At 59.2% G+C, this 19,751-nt stretch carries 16 protein-coding genes; 14 read left to right on the top strand and 2 right to left on the bottom strand.

Going from position 1 to position 19,751, the window contains the following annotated elements; translation table 11 throughout:
- From HYZ49_06620 to HYZ49_06600, 5 genes are all read left to right on the top strand, one after another.
- On the top strand, positions 1 to 1,486 hold a 1,486-nt coding region (locus HYZ49_06620), incomplete at its 5' end, for an ABC transporter ATP-binding protein (protein MBI3241950.1).
- 233 nt (positions 1,487 to 1,719) lie between these two features.
- Entirely contained in the window at positions 1,720 to 2,370 is a 651-nt protein-coding gene (locus HYZ49_06615) for a hypothetical protein (GenBank protein ID MBI3241949.1), read from the top strand.
- Between the two features lie 17 nt (positions 2,371 to 2,387).
- On the top strand, positions 2,388 to 3,233 hold the full coding sequence (locus HYZ49_06610; GenBank protein ID MBI3241948.1) for a hypothetical protein: 846 nt from the start codon (positions 2,388 to 2,390) through the stop codon (positions 3,231 to 3,233).
- Between the two features lie 51 nt (positions 3,234 to 3,284).
- The gene (locus HYZ49_06605; GenBank protein MBI3241947.1) at positions 3,285 to 5,102 is read left to right on the top strand and encodes an ABC transporter ATP-binding protein; all 1,818 of its coding nucleotides are present in this window, start codon (positions 3,285 to 3,287) and stop codon (positions 5,100 to 5,102) included.
- Between the two features lie 5 nt (positions 5,103 to 5,107).
- Positions 5,108 to 5,599: a ClbS/DfsB family four-helix bundle protein gene (locus HYZ49_06600; protein ID MBI3241946.1), complete on the top strand. Its 492-nt coding sequence runs from the start codon at positions 5,108 to 5,110 to the stop codon at positions 5,597 to 5,599.
- On the opposite strand, the gene HYZ49_06595 is transcribed toward HYZ49_06600, so the two are convergent.
- The gene (locus HYZ49_06595) at positions 5,584 to 6,861 is read right to left on the bottom strand and encodes a hypothetical protein (protein MBI3241945.1); all 1,278 of its coding nucleotides are present in this window, start codon (positions 6,859 to 6,861) and stop codon (positions 5,584 to 5,586) included. The genes HYZ49_06600 and HYZ49_06595 overlap by 16 nt on opposite strands.
- A gap of 525 nt (positions 6,862 to 7,386) precedes the next feature.
- On the opposite strand from HYZ49_06595, the gene HYZ49_06590 reads away from it, so the two are divergent.
- From HYZ49_06590 to HYZ49_06550, 9 genes are all read left to right on the top strand, one after another.
- Positions 7,387 to 8,331 (top strand): DnaJ domain-containing protein, encoded by a 945-nt coding sequence (locus tag HYZ49_06590; protein ID MBI3241944.1) that lies wholly within the window; start codon positions 7,387 to 7,389, stop codon positions 8,329 to 8,331.
- Positions 8,332 to 8,436: 105 nt separating this feature from the next.
- Complete coding sequence (locus tag HYZ49_06585) at positions 8,437 to 9,579, top strand: trypsin-like peptidase domain-containing protein (GenBank protein ID MBI3241943.1); 1,143 nt, start codon at positions 8,437 to 8,439, stop codon at positions 9,577 to 9,579.
- A gap of 19 nt (positions 9,580 to 9,598) precedes the next feature.
- Positions 9,599 to 10,552, top strand: coding sequence for an ATP-binding cassette domain-containing protein (locus HYZ49_06580; protein ID MBI3241942.1), 954 nt, complete (start codon positions 9,599 to 9,601; stop codon positions 10,550 to 10,552).
- Between the two features lie 29 nt (positions 10,553 to 10,581).
- Positions 10,582 to 12,627 (top strand): hypothetical protein, encoded by a 2,046-nt coding sequence (locus HYZ49_06575; protein MBI3241941.1) that lies wholly within the window; start codon positions 10,582 to 10,584, stop codon positions 12,625 to 12,627.
- A 318-nt stretch (positions 12,628 to 12,945) separates the two neighbouring features.
- Positions 12,946 to 14,877, top strand: coding sequence for a peptide ABC transporter substrate-binding protein (locus HYZ49_06570; protein ID MBI3241940.1), 1,932 nt, complete (start codon positions 12,946 to 12,948; stop codon positions 14,875 to 14,877).
- A 184-nt stretch (positions 14,878 to 15,061) separates the two neighbouring features.
- Positions 15,062 to 16,267, top strand: coding sequence for an ABC transporter permease (locus HYZ49_06565; protein MBI3241939.1), 1,206 nt, complete (start codon positions 15,062 to 15,064; stop codon positions 16,265 to 16,267).
- Positions 16,268 to 16,282: 15 nt separating this feature from the next.
- Positions 16,283 to 17,296, top strand: a complete 1,014-nt coding sequence (locus HYZ49_06560; GenBank protein MBI3241938.1) for an ABC transporter permease — start codon at positions 16,283 to 16,285, stop codon at positions 17,294 to 17,296.
- Between the two features lie 97 nt (positions 17,297 to 17,393).
- Positions 17,394 to 18,449: an ABC transporter ATP-binding protein gene (locus HYZ49_06555; GenBank protein ID MBI3241937.1), complete on the top strand. Its 1,056-nt coding sequence runs from the start codon at positions 17,394 to 17,396 to the stop codon at positions 18,447 to 18,449.
- A gap of 105 nt (positions 18,450 to 18,554) precedes the next feature.
- Positions 18,555 to 19,541, top strand: a complete 987-nt coding sequence (locus HYZ49_06550) for an ABC transporter ATP-binding protein (protein ID MBI3241936.1) — start codon at positions 18,555 to 18,557, stop codon at positions 19,539 to 19,541.
- A 77-nt stretch (positions 19,542 to 19,618) separates the two neighbouring features.
- Here HYZ49_06550 and HYZ49_06545 read toward each other — a convergent pair.
- Positions 19,619 to 19,751 (bottom strand): IS5/IS1182 family transposase (locus HYZ49_06545; protein MBI3241935.1); only part of this gene is annotated, 133 nt, incomplete at its 5' end.

Raw genomic sequence — 19,751 nt, 5'->3', positions numbered from 1 at the left:
GATCGGCCAGCGCCTGGAGCGCGACACGCGGGCCGAACTGTACGCCAGCCTGCTCGGCAAGAGCATGACCTTTCACGGCTTCCAGCCGGTGGGCGACATCATGGCCCGCGCCACCAACGACGTGCGCGAGATCAACCTGATGCTCAACCCCGGCTTCAACCTGGTCGTCGGGTCGGCCATGTTTTTGCTCATGCCGCTCGCCTTCGCGCCGGGCATTCACTGGTCGCTGTTCGTTGCGCCGCTTTTCTTCTGCGTTACCTACGTCTTCGCCCTGGCCGGTTACGTGCGCGAACTTTCGCCCGTCACCGACTCGGTGCGCCGGAAGTTCGGCGCGCTCAACACCCGTCTCTCAGAGGCGCTGGACGGTATTGAGATCGTGAAAGGCGCGGCCCAGGAGCCGCAGGAGATCGAACGCTTCGAGCGCAACGCGCAGGCTTATCGCGACGAGACGGTGCGTCAGGGCGACATCGAGGCCCGCTTCCTGCCCTTGCTTCTGCTTGGCTTCACCGAGACCGCCGGCTTTTTGCACGCGCTTCTGCTTCACCGCACCGGGCAGATTGACACCGGCGGCGTAGTCTCGTTCATGGTTCTGCTTCAACTGTTCGGCTTCCCGGCTTTCGTCTCGCTCTTCGCCTACTCGCAAGTCTCGCTGGGCTTGGCCGGAGCCAAACGCATTTTGCAACTCATCACCACCGAGACCGAACTCGACGAGAACAAGGAAGGCTATGCGGCCCCGATTCAGGGGGCGATTGAATTTCGGGATGTGTCGTTCGGCTACGCCGCCGCAGGCGGCCCCGACTCGCCCGTGCTGGAAAACGTCTCGTTCAAGGTAGAACCCGGCCACACGGTCGCCATCGTCGGCCAAACCGGGGCCGGCAAGAGCACGCTGTCCAAGTTGGTCAATCGAATCTACGAAGCTACATCCGGCCAGGTCTGCGTGGATGGCGTGGACGTGCGCGATTGGAACATCGAGTCTCTACGCCAGCAAATTTCGATCATCGAGCAGGACATCTTTTTGTTTTCGCGCACGGTGGCCGAGAACATCGCCTTCGGTTGCCCCGGCGCGACTCAGGCGCAGATCGAGCAGGCGGCGCGCGAGGCGCAGGCGCACGATTTCATCATGGGCTTCAAAGACGGTTATCAGACCGTGATCGGCGAGCGGGGCGTGACTCTCTCCGGGGGACAGCGCCAGCGCCTGGCCCTGGCCCGGGCCTTCCTCACCAACCCCCGCATTTTGATCCTCGACGACTCGACCAGCGCGATTGACTCGGCCACCGAAGATCAGATTCAGCGGGCCATCGAGCACGCCGCCGAGGGCCGCACGACGATCCTCATCACTCACCGCCTCTCGCAAATTCGTTGGGCCGATCAGATCGTGGTCTTACGCAAAGGCCGCGTCGCCGCCGTTGGCGACCACGCGACGCTGATGCGCGAGAGCGAGCCATACCGGAGAATTTTTACGCGGTATGAGGCGTTGGGGACGTAGCGCATAAGAGTATGCTAAGGTTTCATCTCAACCCATTTCTTGTGAGGCTTGTCGGTAACCATATTCGGCTTGGTTTGGCTGTAACTACCCTTATCGCTTTGGGACTGGGTATCACGATCTTGGCGTACGGTATATGGGCCTTCGATATAAGATTTGCCTTGATGTGCCTTGATCCTATGGATTGTAGTCTCCGGCCTCTGTCGTGGAAGATTTGGGCATCGTCTGTAATTAACTTGTCTGACACTCTAGTGGTGCTATCAGTTCTACTGATCCTCTTTGTGCCTGGTGTGATTATCCTTATTGCCATGAGTTTTACCACACGATACATTATCAGCGCCGATGCTGAACTTGTTCGGCTAACGGCACTTCTAGAACACAGCATGGTCTCTGGTTATACATTTGCCGTGCTTTATCGTGCTCGATACTTGCTTGCCCTTTCGCTCGCTATGACACCAGCGTTGATGTTGATAGTGTCTTCGGCGTATCGGTCAAAGTATTTTATCTGGCATGCGGTTGAGTTTCTCAGAAATGATGTGTGGCTCGCCTATTGGAGCGAAAGGCCCCATTATGGAACTTTGATCGTTTCCTCAAGTCAAGAAAACTTGCTGGCTTGGCTGATATGGGTAGGTGGCATGTGGGGTCTGAACTGGCTGGCCGCGTCTTCAGGTGTTGCTCTTGCTATCAAGCGGCAGTTTTTCTTAGGTAACATCATTGCCCCTTTGTTCTTGTTGACAGTTGCATTGTGTCTGATGTGGGTGTTTATTTCTGCTGAATTAACAGCATCGGAATCTGTGTTGTTTCGTAATGCACTCTTGCCGGCTTTATCGTACCCGCTTGCCTTTGCAGTGATACGCCTCGCCAGCCGTTGGATGCGCCGTACCTGACGATTGACGTTTCACGTATGACTCTCTTCACCAATCCTCTCCTCACCCGCCTCACTGCCAAGCCCTCCCGGCTCTCCGCCCGCGTCTGCTTCTGGCTGGCGTTTGGTTTGGGCGTTTCCACTCTGCTGGTGAGCACTCAACTCTTTCTGGCCGATCACAATTCAAACTTCCGCACACCGATCTATTTACTGCCCATGCTGTTCGCGGCGCTGGCGGCGGCTGTGCCGCCCATTGTGGCTCTGATCGCCGGGAGCCTCACCGCCCGAAACGTGAGCGATGGCAGTTACGAGTTGCTCACGACCACCACCCTCTCCGACGCCTCCATCGTGCAGGGCTACGTCTTCGCCGCGCTCTATCGCGCGCGTGGCCTGCTGGCTCTGGCCGTCGGCCTCGCGCCGCCGCTGGTGGTGGGCATGTTGGACTCGGCGCTTCACGCCTCACTCTTCCTGTGCCGCGTCAATCATTTTTATCACACCGGCGACTACAACCCGCGAATGGATTACTCGGTCTGCGCCATGCCGTCGGCCAGTGTCGGCCTGACGTGGCTGTTGATTGCCCTGGGACTGTGGGGGCTGAACCTGTTGGCGGCGGCGCTGGGCGTGGGCCTGGCCCTGCGCTGGCGGAATCCGCTCGTCGTCGCTACCTTTGCGCCCCTCGCCGCCCTTCTCTTGCCGCTCAGCTTCTTTTGGCACTGGCAGATTCCCAACTCACTCAAAACGCTGGACGTGATGCTCTGGCTCTTCGACCTCACTCTGGTGGACGCCGCCAAGTGGCAGATCAGCTTCCTCTTCATGCTCGCGCCCTACGCTCTCACCCTTGCCCTCCTTCACTCCTCTCAACGCTGGACTCGACTCCACCAATAACCAATAACCAATAACCAATTCTCCAATCCTCTAACTTCTCTCTTCCCCCTCATGGCCTCCATCTTCTCCGCCCTCGACACCGAAGCCTACGACCGCCAGTACACCGACTCGCAACTGCTGGCGCGAATCGCCTCTTACCTTGAATCGCAACGCGCCCGCGTGCTGGGCGTGGCCTTGCTCACCACCGGCGTCGCCCTGGTGGACATCGTTCAACCTTTCGTGGCTGTTCGGGCCGTGAACGCCCTGTCTCAAAAACCGAGCCTGGCTTTTATTATCGGACTGGTCGGCATCATCCTCTTCACCCGCATCTTCTCGTGGACGCTCAACCTCTTTCGCCGTCGGCTCACCGCCCGCGCCATCGGCGACCTGGTGCTGGGCCTGCGCCTCGACGCCTTCCGCGCCGCCACCGGGCACGACCTCTCGTTCTACGACGAATTCAAAACGGGCCGCATCCTCAGCCGCATCACCTCCGACACCCAAGATTTCGCTCAGGTCATCACCCTGGTCACCGACCTCTTCAGCCAGGTACTCGTCGTCGTCATCCTTTCAGCAGTGCTGTTCTTCATCAACTGGCAACTCGCGCTGATGCTGATCGGCTTCATGCCGGTTGTGCTGGTGCTGGCCCTCAGCTTCCGGCGGCTGGCGCGCTACGTCACCCGCCAGGGCAACCGGGCCATGGCCAACGTCAACGCCGCCATTCGCGAGACGATTGCCGGGATCAGCGTCGCCAAAAATTTCCGCCAGGAGGGCACGATCTACGACGAGTTCACCGCCGTCAACGCCCAGTCGTACCTCATCAACATCCGGCGCGGCTTCGTGCTGTCCAACATCTTTCCGGTTCTCAACGCCCTGGCCGGCCTGGGCACGTCGGTGCTGGTGTATTTTGGCGGGCTGGCCGTCGGGGCGGGGGCGGTGTCGGTGGGTTCGTGGTATCTGTTCATCACCAGCCTCGATCGCTTCTGGTTTCCGGTCACCAACGTCTCCGCCTTTTGGAGCCAGTTTCAGGCCGGCCTCTCCGCCGCCGAGCGCGTCTTTGCCCTCATTGACGCCGAGCCGCGCGTGGTGCAAACCGATGGCCAACCTGTCGAACGCCTGCGCGGCGAAATCAAATTCGTCAACCTGGGCTTTCAGTATGGAAAACAGGAAACGATCCTGCGCGACTTCTCGCTCACCATCCGGCCCGGCGAGAACATCGCCCTCGTCGGCCACACCGGCGCCGGCAAATCGTCCATCGTCAAACTCATCGCCCGCTTCTACGAATTTCAAACCGGTGGACTGCTGGTGGACGGGCGCGACATTCGCTCTTTCGATCTTGGGCAGTATCGCAAACAACTCGGCATCGTCTCGCAAGTGCCTTTTCTTTTCTCCGGCACGGTGGCCGACAACATTCGTTACGCCCGATCAGAAGCAAGTGATCGTGAAATCGAATCGCTGGCGCGGCGGATTGGCAACGGCGAGTGGCTGGAGACTCTGCCTGACGGCCTGGCGACCGACGTGGGCGAACGGGGTGGCCGCCTTTCGATGGGGCAACGTCAACTTGTGGCCCTGATGCGAGTGTTGGCGCAGAAACCGGCCATCTTCATCCTCGACGAAGCCACGGCCAGCATTGACCCGTTCACCGAGTCGCAAATTCAAGAGGCGCTCGACCTGATTCTGGCCAACAGCACTTCAATTTTGATTGCCCATCGCCTCTCCACTGTCCGCGCCGCCGACCGGATCATTGTCCTCAAGCAAGGCGAGATCATCGAAGAGGGCAACCACAAATCGCTCATGGCCGGCGGCGGGCATTATGCCGAACTGTATAACACTTACTTTCGGCATCAGAGTCCCACTTATAAACCGGCCCCGGCCAAACTTTTGATAGAATAGCCCACATGAACAAAACCGAACTCCTCAACGCCCTCAAAGTCGAACGTGAAAAACTCTTGCAAGCCATTGCCAGCCTGACCGATGAAGAACTGGCCACAGCGCCGGTGATGGGCGAGTGGACGATCAAAGACCTGCTGGCCCACCTCACTGTTTGGGAATCGGAACTGGTGACTCTGCTGGCCTTCGCCCGGCAGGGCAAACGCCCGGCGAATGTTCAGGGCCTCAGCGGAGACATTGAAACCCTCAACGCCAAGTGGTACGCCGAATACAAGAACCGCCCGCTCGACCGCGTGCTGGCCGACTTCCACGGCGTCCACAAGCAAATCATCCGTCAAGTTGAGATGTTTACCGACCAGGATTTGGCCGAGGCTAAAAAATTCCCCTGGCTCAAAGGCGAGCCGTTGTGGAAAATCGTCGCCGACTACAGTTTTGCCCACGAAGCCGAACACACCGTTCATATCCGCGAATGGCGTGAACAACATCATCGCAACGCATGATCCCTCATCTTCAACGCCGAGTTGAGGGCGAAGAGGTGGGCGGCGGCGGTGATGAGAAGCAGAGCCACAAAGCCAAACCGGGCCACCACCAGGCCACCCAGCCCGCTGGAAAAAAGCACCAGGCCAAGAAACGAGTTGGTGAAACCGAGGTAGAGGGTGCGTTCTTCGTGCGGGGCGATGTCGAGCAGCAGGCTTTGCCCGGCCACGCCCAGGCCCGACTCGCGAATGCCCGAAATGGCGAAGACCGGAACCAGCCAGAGCGAGGCCGCCCAGCCGTTGAGACGGAGCGGGGCGGCCAACAGGGTGAGGAGCAGAACCAGGCCGGTCATGGACACGCCGGCCCAAACCGCCAGAGTCATCGTGTTGCGGTTGCCCAGCCGGGCTGAGAATCGGGCAAAGAAAATGTTGGCTAGCAAATTGACGAGGGTGAACACGCCGAGGTAGACGCCGATCATCTCCAGCCGGCCGCCGAGTTGTTGTTGCACGTATACAGCAAAGAACGGCGTGGCCGCGCCGGCGATCATCAGCGCCGAGCGCAGGGAAAGAAAATGCCGGAAGTTGTGATCGGCCTTGAGGAGGTGCGTTGCGCGTTTGAGTTGCGAGAGGACGGAAACGGGCGGGCGCAGATCATGATCCGGCGGCTCTTTGATACTGGAGAAGGCGAGCAGGCCGAGCGCGCCGGAGGCGAGGGCCAACGCAAACAATGCGCCAAAGTTGTAGGGGAACTTGAGCGGGCTGGACTCGGAAATGAGCCAGGTGACCAGGACACTGCCGCCCAGCCCGGCCAGGCCACCGGCGGCCAGCCGCCAGGCAAAGAACTCGCCGCGCCGCCGGGCCGGGATGGTTTTGCTCACGACTTCCAGGAACGAGAGGCCGCTAAAACCGGAGGCAATGGTCGTCAGCCCGAATAATATGAAGAAGGCCAATAGCAACCCGTTGGGGTCTTTGATTAGAAAGACGGCGGCCACCAGTAATGTCCATAAAGCGACTCTGATGAGGGCGACGAACTGATAGAGCCGGATTTTGAGCGGCCAACTTTGCAGGAAGCTGGACACCCAGAGTTGAGGCAAAAACCAGCCGCCCTCGTTGAGGGGAATCAACAAGCCGAGCCAGATGGCTGAAGGGGTAAGATGATTGACAAAGGCCGCCAGCACCAGCGTGGGATCCATGAGCTTGTCGGCGATGAGGAAGAGGAGGCCGTTGAGGACGCCCAGCCGGAAGCTTCGCCTAGCTTCGCGTATCGCAACAGACTTATCTTCCATTAACACGGGCGGAGTATAACATGGAGACTATAGACACTTGGTGTCTGAGAGGTCATTGACTCTCTTCTTTCATAAGCCTAGAATCAACCCGGACTTCCGAACATTATTAAACCTTATCGGGAATAACATTATGACGCTCCCCAACCGCGTCCTTGTTTGTGGTTGGCCGCCGGCGAGGACGCGGGCTATGAGCTTATTTCCGATAAGGCCTATTGAGTTGTGGCTCTTCCGGGTTTAACGGGATTTTTTAACGCAAAGCCGCAAAGTTGCCAAGGCGCAAAGAAAAACCAGTTTATTTCTTAGCGGCTTTGCGCCTTAGCGCCTTTGTGTTAAGGGTTTTCACACTCAATCTGGTAGAGCCTAAGTTGTTAGAGGCCTGAATAGCGAAGTGCTATAGTATTACCCCGCAAGAACTGCGCTGGCCGCGAAGATTATTGGACGCGGACGCAGATAAAGAAAAAAATCAGCGTTTATCAGCGTTCATCTGCGTCCTAAAGCCTTCTGGTTGCGGCTGGAAGCCGCGCTATGGACTACAAAGACTATTACACGACACTCGGGGTGAGCAAAACCGCCAGCGAGGCCGAACTCAAGTCGGCCTTTCGCAAACTGGCGAAGCAATATCACCCCGACAAAAATCCCGGCGACAAAAAAGCCGAGGAGAAATTCAAAGAGATCAACGAAGCCTACGAAGTGCTGGGCGACGCGGCCAAACGCGCCAAGTACGATCAGTTGGGCGCGCAGTATCAACGTTACCAACAATATGGCGGCGACCCGCGTGGTTTCGACTGGAGCCAGTGGGCGGCGCAGGGCGGGCGCGGGCAACGGGTTGACTACAGTGATCTGTTTGGTGGCAGCGGCGGCTTCTCCGATTTCTTCAATACCATCTTTGGCATGTCGGGCGCCGGGACGCAGACTCGGAGCGGGAGGCGGCGCGCGCCGGCTCAGACTCGCCAGGCCGAAGAATACCCGGTGGACATCACGCTTGAAGAGTCGTTGCATGGCACTCAACGTACCCTGGAGAAAGGCCAGCGGCGGCTGGAGGTGAAGATTCCGCCGGGCGCGAAGGCGGGAACCAAAGTGCGGGTGGTCGGCGAGGGCGTTCCGGGCCTCAACGGGGCGCCCGGCGATTTGCACTTGGTGGTCACGCTTCTCGAACACCCCAAGTTCAAGGTGCGCGAAGGCGGCCCGGACCTGCAGACCGACGTGGCGGTTGATCTTTACACGGCGGTGCTGGGCGGGCAGGTGCGCGTGTCCACCCTTGAGGGCAACGAAGTTTTGCTCACCGTGCCGCCTGAAAGTTCCAGCGGGCAGACAATGCGCTTGCGCGGCAAAGGCCTGCCGGTTCTGCGCGAGCCAAAGACGCGCGGCGACTTGTACGCGCGCCTGCTGGTGCAAGTGCCCAAGAAGTTGAGCGACGAAGAGAAAGCGTTATTCAAGACGCTGGCTGATCTTAGAAAGAAAGAGGCGTAATTAAGACCTGTCAGGTCTGGCGCAGAATCTGAATATCGCAGACAGTTTGCTGAGACCTGACAGGTCTTTGAACCGGTGTTGACATACTTTGCCATGAAACCAAAATTGCGATTGATCGTTGCCTTGCTTGCGCCGGCCATGCTGGCTTGTAGTCTCACGACCTTAGCGCCGACAGCCTCGCCACTGCCGACAGTGGCCCCGCCCGTCGTCGCCGCGCCGACTCTGATTCCGATTGTCGCGCCCACGGTTGCCCCGGTTGTTATTGATCCGGCTGCCGAACAGCAGTTGTACGTTGATCTGTATCATCGCGTGAATCCGGCCATCGTCTCTATTCGCGCAATTTCAAGCGACGGGTTCTCGCAGGGATCAGGGTTCGTCATTGACACCGACGGCCACATCGTCACCAACAATCACGTGGTGGAAGGCGCAACCGAATTGGAGATTGACTTTTCCAGCGGACTCAAAGTTCGCGGCGACTTGCTGGGGACGGACGCTACCGCCGACTTGGCCGTCATCAAAGTGGACGTGCCTGCCGATCAGTTGGTGGCCGTGCCGCTGGCCGACTCGGACCTGGTGCAGGTGGGCGAGCGGGTGATTGCCATTGGCAACCCGTTTGGCCTGGACGGCACCATGACGATTGGCATTGTGAGCGGATTAGGCCGGACGCTGGACTCGGAGGTAAGCGCGCCCGGCGGCGGTTCGTTTTCCACGCCAAAGATCATTCAGACCGACGCCGCCATCAACCCCGGCAATTCGGGCGGGCCGCTGTTGAACTTGCGCGGCGAGGTGATTGGCGTGAATAAAGCCATTGAGTCGGAGACGGGCGTAAATTCGGGCGTGGGCTTTTCCATTCCGTCCAACCTGGTGAGGCGGGTAGCCCCGGCGTTGATCGCCGATGGCAAGTTTGTCTATCCGTATCTTGGCCTGGGTAGCACCAGCGATCTGACTCTCAACGAGATCGAGGCCTTGAGTTTGCCCCGCACCACCGGCGCGTACGTGACCAACGTGGTGGCGGGTGGCCCGGCAGACGAGGCCGGCATGCGAGCCGGGACGACGTTCACCAGCATTGACGGATTGTTGGGCGGCGGCGATCTCATCATTGCCATTGACGGGCGCGAAGTGAAGGACTTCTCCGACCTGCTCGGTTATTTGGTCACCAACGCCAGCGTCGGGCAAACCGTAACTTTGACTATTTTGCGCGACGGCGGCCAGCTAGACGTGCCGGTGACGCTCGGCGCGCGACCCTAATCCCAAATCCAAAATCCCAATGCCTCCTCTGCTCAAAGTCGAGCATCTCAAAAAAGACATTCCGCTTGGCGGCGCCTTGCCGTTCAGGTCGGCCTCGCATCTGCTGTCGGTTCTGTCGGATGTGAACTTTGAAGTTAATTCGGGCGAGATCGTCGTTCTCGCCGGCGAGGCCGGGGCAGGCAAGACCACCCTGGCCCGTTCCATCGGTCTGCTCACGAAGCCCAGCGGCGGAAAAGTGATTTTTGAGGGTGACGATCTGGCGCGCAAAAACGAGAACGCCCTGAGGCCGCTCCGGCGGCGCTTCCAATTTTTGTTTAGCGACCCGCGCACGGCTCTGCCGCCGCAACACCTGGTGAGTGAAGTGATGGCCGAGCCGTTGCAGGTTCAGCAGATTGGCTCGCCCGCCGATCAACTGGCGGCCATCAAACAAGCTCTGCGCCGGGTGGGGCTGAACAGCCTGTTGCTGGATCGCCGCCTCACCGCGCTCTCGGCCGGCCAGCGCCAGCGCGTGGCCCTGGCCCGCGCTCTCACACTCCGTCCGGTGCTACTGGTGTGCGACGACCCGACCCGCACTCTGCCGCCCGGCATGGCCGAAAGTTTCTTCAAGCTCATGGCCGACTTGCGCGACAAGGACGGCATGGCTTTCATTTGGCTGGTGCGCGAGCCGCGGCTAGCGGCTGGCTTCGCCGACCGGCTGGGTATTTTGTATCAAGGCTGGCTGGTGGAGATGGGCAAGACCGAGAGCGTGTTGAACGCGCCGCAACATCCTTACACTCAGCAATGGCTGGGCGGGCAGGCGGGCCTGGCCGACAGCCACACCTATAAAGGAAAAGGCTGTCCGTTCCAGTCGGCTTGTTTGCAGGTAATGCCGGTTTGCCGGGAACGTTTGCCGAAAATGATCGGCACGCCCGCTTCGCAAGAGGCGGCCTGCTTCCTCTACGAAAAAAATCCTCAAGCCGGGGCATTGCCTTGAGCGTCGTTGCAACTTCTCCAAACTACTTCATGAAAAAAAGTATATTGCTTCTAACCCTCGCCGGCTTCATTCTTGCCGCCTGCGCTTCGCCACAACCTGCGCCCACGCCCATGGTTCTGCCCGCTGTCACCGTCGCTTCATTGCCGGGCGTTGAGACACCGGCCCCAGCCCCGCGCCCCGCGTCCAGCGAGTCGTCGCCGCTCCTGCCGCCCACCTTCGGCCCCGCGCCGACTCTTGCGCCCAGCGCCACGCCCGTGCCGCCGAGCAAGGAACTGGTGGTGTGCTTGCCTTACGAGCCGAACACGCTCTACGAATTTGCCGCCGGTGGAAGCCGTGAGAGTGTGCTGGCGCGGGCGGCAGTGTTGGAGGCCTTGCGCGACGGGCCGATTGATCACCGGGCCTTTGACTACCAGCCGGTGATCTTGCAAAAGCTGCCGAGCCTGAAGGACGGGGACGCGGTGGTGGAGGCCGCCACTGTTAGAGACGGCGAAACCCTCGTGGACACGGCAGGCAACATCGTCGGGCTGGCGGCAGGCGCGCGCTATTTTGATCCGCAGGGGGACGAGCAGGTTTATGATGGCAAGGCCGGATCAGTTCAGGCCATAAAGATGACGGTGACGTTCAAGTTGTTGCCGTCGCTGAAGTGGGAAGACGGGGAGCCGCTCACCACCGACGACGTATTGTTCGCCTGGGAAATTTCCAAAAGCCCCGACAACCCGGGCGCGAATCACTTCCTCACCAACCGCCTGCAAGACCCGGTGGTGGTGGACGCGCAAACCATTCAGTGGACGTACCTGCCGGGCTACAAAGATTCGTTGTATTACACCCGGTTGCCGGTTCCGTTTCCGCGCCACGTGTATGGCGCGCTCACCGCCTCGCAACTGCTTGCCGACGACCGGGCCAATCACAAGCCGCTCTCGTTCGGCGCTTTCAAGCTGGACGAGTGGAAGGCGGGCGAATTCATCAAGCTCTCCAAAAACGCCAACTACTTCCGCGCTTCTGATGGCTTGCCCTATCTCGACAAACTGACCTTTCGCTTCGTGCCCGACGCTGAACAACTGGTGGCCCAATTGCTGGCCGGGGAGTGTCAGATTGGCGTCGGCGCTAAAGCCGGGACGCAAGACTCGATATTTGACGAGCAAGTGCCCAAACTTCTGGACGCCGAGTTGAAGAAGAAACTGGTTCCCCAATTTGTCGGCGGCGCAACCTTTGAACATCTGGATTTCAACATCAGCCCGGTCGAAGGGTATGGCGGCCTGGTGGGCCGGGGGCTGTTCCAAAATGTCAAAGTCCGGCAGGCGTTTGCTTATTGCATTAACCGTCAGGCCCTCATCTCGAGCTTGCTTTATGGCCGCGCCGAAGCGCCGCCGGCCTACGTGCCGACGACTCACCCGTTTTACGACGCCACCGACATCACGGTTTACAAGTTTGATCCGGCGGCGGGCAAAGCGTTGTTGAGCGAAGCCGGCTGGCAGGATAGCGACAACGACGGCATGCTGGATAAGAACGGCCAGGCCCTGTCGTTGAATTATGCGTACGGCCCGGCAGGCAACACGTTGCGGGCCGGTGTGGCTCAGGCGCTCAAGTCTCAATTGAAAGACAATTGCGGGATTGAAATTAATTTGCAGGAACTTAGCCGGGCCGAACTGTTTGGCAGTTTTCCTGAGGGCGTGTTGTTTGGCCGCCGTTACGACCTGGGCCAGTTTGCCTGGGTGACGGATGTGGAGCCGGATTGCGCCTTGTACACCAGCCGCGGCTGGCCGGGGCTGGGTGACGGCCAGCCCGACCAATACGGCGTTGCCACCGGCTACCCCGAAGGCGGCAACAATGTGGGCTACCTCAACCCGGCTTTTGAAGATGTCTGTTTCAAGGCAATCAATACCCTCGACCCGGCGGAAAAGAAGCGGCTTCACCACGAGGCAATGAAGATATTTGCTCAGGACGTGCCGTCGCTCGTCCTGTTCGTCAAACTCAAGATCGGGGTCGCCGTCCCCGGAGTGTCGGGCTTCGTTCTGGACCCGACCCAGAACTCCGATCTTTGGAACATAGAAGCGTTTAATATCACATCGCCATGACCGAAGCGCATCTTATTTGACATGGATGCCTTTACCCGACGAGAGTCCTACGCTTGCCATGCGCCCCTTCCTTGACTCCCCTATGCCCTTATGCTATATTCCCAATGTGCCTGCCCCAAAATTGGCTAAGGTGAATATATCTGTGCGCTTGAGTCGAGCAAGTATCCCTAACTCGACAGGTTTTACCGATGGAGGAGGTGAGGATTCGAGAACGCCAATTATCGACCCCGCTGAAACAATCTGTATAAAACCCCAAAACACTCACACTATTTGAATATCCTTGAAGGAGGAGAGAAAATGCGTAAACACAAAAATGCGATGGTGGCTTTGGCCTTTTTGACCGTTGCCAGCATCCTCTTGGCCGCTTGCCAGCCGCAGACGGTCATCCAGACAGTTGAAGTCACCAGCGTCGTCGAAGTGCCGGTGGTCGAGACGCAAATCGTCGAGAACGTCGTCGAAGTTGAGAAGGGCGCTTTCACCGAACCGCACCCGATCCTGAGCGACCTGCGCAACCGCCAGGGCATTGCCTACTGCACCAACCGCGATGAACTGATTGCTTCGGTGTACCCGTTCATTGCGGACAAGAGCGTGTTGAACATGAACACCTTCATCCCCCGCTCCAGTTGGGCCAACTACGATGGCGACGAACTGGTGAAGTACCCGTTCGACGCGGCCACGGGCGCCGCCCTCTTTGAGGAAGCCGGCTGGACCCTGGCCGAAGGCGCCACCTACCGCACCAATGCCAATGGCGACGAAATGTCGCTCAAGTTCACCACCACCACCGCCGCCTTCCGCCAGACCTGGGCCGCTGTGTTTGAAGCCAACATGCGCGACTGCGGCCTGCGCGTCATCCGCCTGCACGCCCCCGCCGCCTGGTGGTTCGGTGACACCACCGGCATCTCCCGCCGCGACTACGAACTCGGCGCGTTTGCCTGGGTAGGCCAGGCCGACCCCGGCGGCCAGACCCTCTATGCTTGCGATCAGATCCCCCTGCCTGAGAATGGCTGGGTGGGCCAGAATGCCATGGGCTGGTGCAATGAAACCGCCAGCAACAACATCAAGCTAGCCAACAACACGCTTGATCGCAATGAACGCATTGAGGCCTACAAGCAGACCCAGATCGAATTCACCAAGGATATGGTGAGCCTGCCGCTCTTCAACCGCGCTGAAATCGCGGCGGCTAGCGTCAACCTCAAAAACTTCAAGCCGAACACCACCGAGTACTACACCTGGAACTCCTACGAGTGGGAAATTGAAGGCGCCGACACCATCGTGTTAGGCTTCTCGCAGGAACCCGCTTCCATGTTCTCGCTGGTGGAAAGCGCCGCCGTGCAACGCAGCATCGGCGAGTTGATCTTCGATGTGGGCGTGACCAGCCGCGACTACGACTATCAGGCCAACCTCTTCGAAGTCTCGACCATCGAGAGCGGCCTGGCCAGCAACAACGATGTCGAAGTCAACGAGGGCGACCTCATCCTCGACTCGGTTGGCAACACCACCGACGCCGATGGCAACCCGCTCGCCCTCGCTGCCGGCGTGAAGATCAAGAACGCGGCCGGCGAAGAAGTGGAATACAGCGGCGGTTCCGTGACCATGAAGCAGTTGGTGGTGGACTACAAGTTGGCCGCCGCCGGCCTCAAGTGGTCGGATGGCGAGCCGGTGAAGGCCGCCGACTTTGAACTGGCCTACAAGATTGACTGCGACCCCGCCTCCGGCGCGACCAGCTTCATCATCTGCGAATCCATCCAGGGCGTTGAGTTCCGCGATGACGGCTACACCGTAACCTGGAAGCCCGGTTCGCAGAATCCCACTTACTACGTCTTCCCGATCGGCTTCTACCCGTCGCATCAGGCGCTGGCCGATGGCCGCAACCTGGCTGACGTGCCCGCTGCCGAGTGGGCGACCCTGCCCGAAATCGCCGAGTGCCCGCTGGGCGTTGGCCCGTACGTGCTGGCCTGCGACGGCAGCTGGGAGAAGGGCGTGAAGATGACGCTCACCGCCAACCCCAACTACTGGCGCGGCGCTGACACCCTGAAGATCAAGACCGTGGTCGTCACCTTCGTGGCCGACACCAACTCCGCCGTAGCGCAACTGCTCACCGGCGACGTAGATGTGGTTGGCTCCGAGACCCTCGGCGCCGGCCAGGAAGTGCAACTCGTGATTGACGCTCAGGCCGCAGGCACCGTTCAGGCCGAAGTCATCCCGAGCGCGACCTGGGAACACATTGATATGAACCTGAACCTGCCGTAAGTTGCAGGAACAGGCGAGCGCCCGGCGAAGACTGACCGCAGGAAATACGACAATGACTACACTGCTGGAACAAGATGTATGGATGGCGCGAATGATCTCGCCCGGCGCTCACCCTGGTTAAATTGTTGAATGCGCAGGCGCAACAAGTCTCTTGTTGCGCCTGCGTTATTAGTTGGAGATTGCTATGTTTAACTATCTCATCCGTCGCTCCGCCCAAATGCTGGTTGTTTTGTTTTTTTCAGCCGCGGCCTCTTATGCTCTGCTTAACCTGGCGCCCGGCGGCCCTCTGGCTGGGCTGGCCCAAGCGCAACAAAACTCCCGCTTCCGGATCACGGCTGAGGATATTGCCCGCATCCGCGCTTATTTCGAGCTTGACCTGAATCTGCCGATTCGTTTCTCGCGCTGGCTCCTCGGCCAGCCTCGCGGGCCGATCACCATTGGCGGCCAAACCTTTTTTGCCGATTTGATCATCGGTTGCCGCCAGCCGCGCCTGGTGGAGGCATTAATGTCCGACGGCTCCACCCAAACCATACAGGCCGGTTGCAAGCCGGGGCAGGACGTAACCCTGGCCGACCTGGTGGGGCGGCGCACCAGTAACGGGGTGGTCTTTGGCGATTTTGGCAATTCGTGGGGTATGTTGCGCGACCGACCCGTGAGCCTGGTTGTGTTTTCCCGCCTGCCGCGCACCTTACAACTCATGAGCATCTCAATCACAATCTCGATTCTGATTGGCGTGCCGCTGGGCGTCTTTTCGGCGGTGAAACAATATTCCAAGTTCGATTACTTTGTCACCTCATTGTCTTTCTTTGGCACGTCAATGCCTACCTTCTTCTTTGGCCTGTTGATGATTCTGGTCTTCAGCATCTTCTTCAAGAGCTGGGGCTGGGTCTACTTGCCGCCGGCCAACGCCGAGTCAATTAAAGATTACACCATGCCCATCCTGGGCACGGTGGATGCCAATTCCAACCTCGATAAATTCCTGCATTTGCTCATGCCCGTCTCGGTGCTGGCGATGGTGAATGTGGCCGGCTGGAGCCGCTTCGTGCGCGGCAGTATGCTGGAAGTTCTGCGGCAGGATTACGTGCGCACCGCCCGGGCCAAGGGCTTGTTGGAGCGCGCCGTCATTGCCAAACACGCTCTGCGCAACGCCCTCATCCCCTTCGTCACCCTGGTCGTGTTTTCCATCCCGGCGGCTTTCGGCGGGGCCATCGTCACCGAAACTATATTCAACTGGCCGGGGATGGGACGCTTGTACTTCGACGCTCTGGGCCGCTACGACTATCCGGTGGCCATGGCCCTCTTGCTCATCACTGCTGTCTTGACCGTGATCGCCACCCTGCTCTCCGATGTCTTGTATACTGTGGTCGATCCACGTATCCGGTTGAGCTAAAGGAAATAACGTCTCATGGCCACTGCTACAACTCCCGCTAACACCCCGATCCTGGACCTGGCCGCCGCCGAGGCCATGCCCGAGGAGGTCAGTCAGCTAAAGGTTATCACCCGGCGCTTTTTGCGCCACCGTCTGGCCGTCGTTTCAATGATAGTTTTGGCCGCCATTTTCCTCCTGGCCGCTTTTGCGCCGGCCTTTGCGCCCTTTGACCCGGCTGAGATCGAAGTCGGCAACAAGTTTGCCGCGCCCGGCGCGCTCAGTCTCGACGGCACGCGGGTTCACTATTTGGGCTCGGATGTGATCGGGCGCGATTACTGGTCGCGCATTGTCTACGCTGCCCGGATCACCCTGACTGTAGCCATCGTCTCCCAGCTCAGTAGTTCGCTTCTCGGCATTTTCATTGGCGCTGTCTCCGGTTACGTGGGCGGCGCGCTCGACGCCGTCTTGATGCGGTTTGTCGAATTCCTGCTTACCCTGCCGACCCTGCCGCTCCTGCTGATTATCTCCTCTCTGCTCATCCAAAACCAGGATGCGATTCCAATCCCGCCAGTGGTCACCACCTTTGTGGGCTGGCTGTTGCTCATCCAGCCGCGCGACGCAATCCAGGTGGTGTTGCTGATCAGCATCTTTGTCGCCTTTGGCTGGCTGGGCGACTCACGCCTGATGCGCGGCGTGGTGCTCTCGCTCAAAGAGCAGACCTTTACCGAAGCCTCCAGAGCGCTGGGCGCTTCAGATATGCGAATCATCTTAACTCACATGATCCCCAATGCCCTGGCTCCGATGATCGTCAGCGCCAGCCTGGGCCTGTCGGGCTTTATCATCGGCGAAGCCATCCTCAGCTTTTTGGGCCTGGGCATTCAAGACCCCACGCCCACCTGGGGCAACATGCTGGCCGCCGCCCAAAGTTACATGTTCCAGTTTCCGTGGCTGCCGCTCATCTCCGGCACGCCCATCTTTTTGTGTTCCCTGTGCTTCAACTTCATCGGCGACGGCTTGCGCGATGCACTTGACCCGCGCCTGAAACTCTAGTAAAACTTACTACACTTCGAGCGCGGCGATTCGGGGGACGAAGGCCGCCGCAGTTCCAAAACCAAACAACAGCGCGCTCAACCAAAACGCGCGGAGGATGAGAGCCTTGAGCAATAATAACGGACAACAAACGCCGGCGCAGGATCGCACCATTCTGGAAGTCAAGAATCTCAAAACCTATTTTTTCACCGAAGACGGCGTCGTCAAATCGGTGGACGGCGTTGATTTCGCCGTCAAGCGCGGCGAAGTGATGGGCCTGGTGGGCGAGTCGGGCTGTGGCAAAAGCGTCACTTCGCTCTCCATCATGCGCCTGGTCGGCGTGCCGGGCAAAGTGATGGAAGGCGAGATCATCTTCGACGGCAAGGACGTCCTCAAACTGTCGGAAAGCGAGATGGTCCACATTCGCGGCAACCGCATCTCGATGATCTTCCAACAGCCGCAGTCGTCGCTCAACCCCGTGTTCAAAGTGGGCGACCAGATTGCCGAAGTGCTCAACATCCACCGCTCGCTGGGCAGGAAGGCGGGGTGGGAGCGGGCGGTGGAGTTGTTGCGCATGGTCGGCATCCCCGACGCCGAGCGCCGCGCCCAGGCCTATCCGCATGAACTCTCCGGCGGCATGGCCCAGCGCGTCATGATCGCCATGGCCCTGGCCTGCGTGCCGGAACTGCTTATTGCCGACGAGCCGACCACGGCCCTGGACGTGACCATTCAGGCCCAGATTTTGGATTTGATGCGCGACCTGCGAACCAAGATGGACGCCGCCATCATTCTCATCACCCACGACCTGGGCGTGGTGGCCGAGATGTGCGAACGGGTGGCCGTGATGTATGCCGGCCAGATCGTCGAGCAAACGGACGTGCGCACCCTCTTTGCCGATCCTAAACATCCTTATACGCAAGGTCTGATCGGCTCTATTCCGGTTCTGGGCGTCATCAAAGACAAGCTCGACGTGATCCCCGGCAGTGTGCCCAATCTGATCAACCTGCCGGTAGGCTGTCGTTTCGCGCCGCGTTGCAAAGCGCGGGTGCAACATAGTTTGACGATTTGCGCGACTCAAGTGCCGCAACTGAAACCGGTCGCCCCGGATCATAACGTCCGGTGCTGGCTGTACCAGGACGGCGAAAACCACCAAGCCCCGCTGGCCGGGAACTGAGTGGAAATTGAGACCCAAGGTGACTGTCACCGGGTAATGCTGTGCAGTGAAATTCAGGCATTTCTCTCCCCGGTGACAGTCACCTAAAACCTTAGAGGCATAGACGTGGCTAACGAAACCAAGAACAACCACAACCTTTTAGAAGTCCAGAACCTCGTCAAATATTTTCCGGTGCGCGGCGGCCTGCTCCAGCGAGTGGTGGCTTACGTGCAGGCGGTTGAGAACGTGACTTTTGCCGTTCGCGAAGGCGAGACGTTTGGCATGGTGGGCGAATCGGGCTGTGGCAAGACGACCATTGGCCGCACTATCCTGCGACTGGTGCCGGCCACTTCCGGCTCGGTGTTATTCGACGGCCAGGATGTCTTCAAGGCCAACGCCCGCCAGCTCAAGGCCCTGCGCCGCAACATGCAGATCATCTTCCAGGATCCGTTCTCGTCGCTCGACCCGCGTATGCCCGTCGGCGAAAGCATCGCCGAAGGCTTGCTGGTTCACGGCATGAGAAACAGCAAAGAGCGCTTTGAAGTCGTCATCAACACCCTGCGAAAAGTCGGCCTTGAGGATTATCATGCCCGCCGCTACCCGCACGAATTTTCCGGCGGCCAGCGTCAGCGCATTGGTATTGCCCGCGCTCTGGCCCTGCGCCCCAAGTTCATCGTCTGCGACGAGCCGGTCTCGGCCCTCGACGTTTCCATTCAGGCTCAGGTGCTCAATATCCTCAAGGAACTGCAACAGGAATTCAACCTGACTTATCTCTTCATTGCCCACAACCTGAGCGTCGTCGAACACATCTCTGACCGCATTGCCGTCATGTATCTGGGCAAGATGGTGGAGTTGACGAGCCGCGAGGAGATGTTCCGCAACCCGCTTCATCCTTACACCCAGGCCTTGCTCTCGGCCATCCCGGTTCCCGACCCGGATCTCAAACGAAAGCGCATCATCCTCAAAGGCGACGTCCCCAGCCCGCTCCGCCCGCCCACCGGATGCCGCTTCCACCCGCGTTGCCCGGTCGCCATCGAGAAGTGTTCGCAACAGGAACCGGAGTTCAGGGAAGTTTCCAAAGATCACTGGGTGGCCTGCTGGCTGGTGGAGTAGGGTCTCTGTTTGCCAGACTCTCGCGAGACCTTTAGGTTTATCCGAAAGACCCTTAGGGTTTCCGAAACCCTAAGTGCCTATCCTAATAACCCAGCGGCCCTGAAAGCGACGAGCGCGCAGGCGAAATGCAGAAAAGCGATGTAATTCTCAGCAGACTTGTCCCAGCGAATCAAAATGCGCCGAAAGCGATTCATCCAACTATGAGTCCGT

The sequence above is a fragment of the Chloroflexota bacterium genome (assembly GCA_016197225.1).
GTDB lineage: Bacteria > Chloroflexota > Anaerolineae > Anaerolineales > VGOW01 > VGOW01.
The sequence above is the reverse complement of the archived record's forward strand: the minus strand, read 5'-3'. Positions and strand labels throughout refer to the sequence as shown.

What these genes read in the sequence shown, in the direction of transcription:
- HYZ49_06605 (MBI3241947.1), top strand. Translation starts at nt 3,285, where the DNA reads ATGGCCTCCATCTTCTCCGCCCTCGACACCGAAGCCTACGACCGCCAG.
- HYZ49_06555 (MBI3241937.1), top strand. Translation starts at nt 17,394, where the DNA reads ATGAGAGCCTTGAGCAATAATAACGGACAACAAACGCCGGCGCAGGAT.
- HYZ49_06580 (MBI3241942.1), top strand. Translation starts at nt 9,599, where the DNA reads ATGCCTCCTCTGCTCAAAGTCGAGCATCTCAAAAAAGACATTCCGCTT.
- HYZ49_06565 (MBI3241939.1), top strand. Translation starts at nt 15,062, where the DNA reads ATGTTTAACTATCTCATCCGTCGCTCCGCCCAAATGCTGGTTGTTTTG.
- HYZ49_06595 (MBI3241945.1), bottom strand. Translation starts at nt 6,861, where the DNA reads ATGGAAGATAAGTCTGTTGCGATACGCGAAGCTAGGCGAAGCTTCCGG.
- HYZ49_06590 (MBI3241944.1), top strand. Translation starts at nt 7,387, where the DNA reads ATGGACTACAAAGACTATTACACGACACTCGGGGTGAGCAAAACCGCC.
- HYZ49_06610 (MBI3241948.1), top strand. Translation starts at nt 2,388, where the DNA reads ATGACTCTCTTCACCAATCCTCTCCTCACCCGCCTCACTGCCAAGCCC.
- HYZ49_06600 (MBI3241946.1), top strand. Translation starts at nt 5,108, where the DNA reads ATGAACAAAACCGAACTCCTCAACGCCCTCAAAGTCGAACGTGAAAAA.
- HYZ49_06560 (MBI3241938.1), top strand. Translation starts at nt 16,283, where the DNA reads ATGGCCACTGCTACAACTCCCGCTAACACCCCGATCCTGGACCTGGCC.
- HYZ49_06570 (MBI3241940.1), top strand. Translation starts at nt 12,946, where the DNA reads ATGGTGGCTTTGGCCTTTTTGACCGTTGCCAGCATCCTCTTGGCCGCT.
- HYZ49_06575 (MBI3241941.1), top strand. Translation starts at nt 10,582, where the DNA reads ATGAAAAAAAGTATATTGCTTCTAACCCTCGCCGGCTTCATTCTTGCC.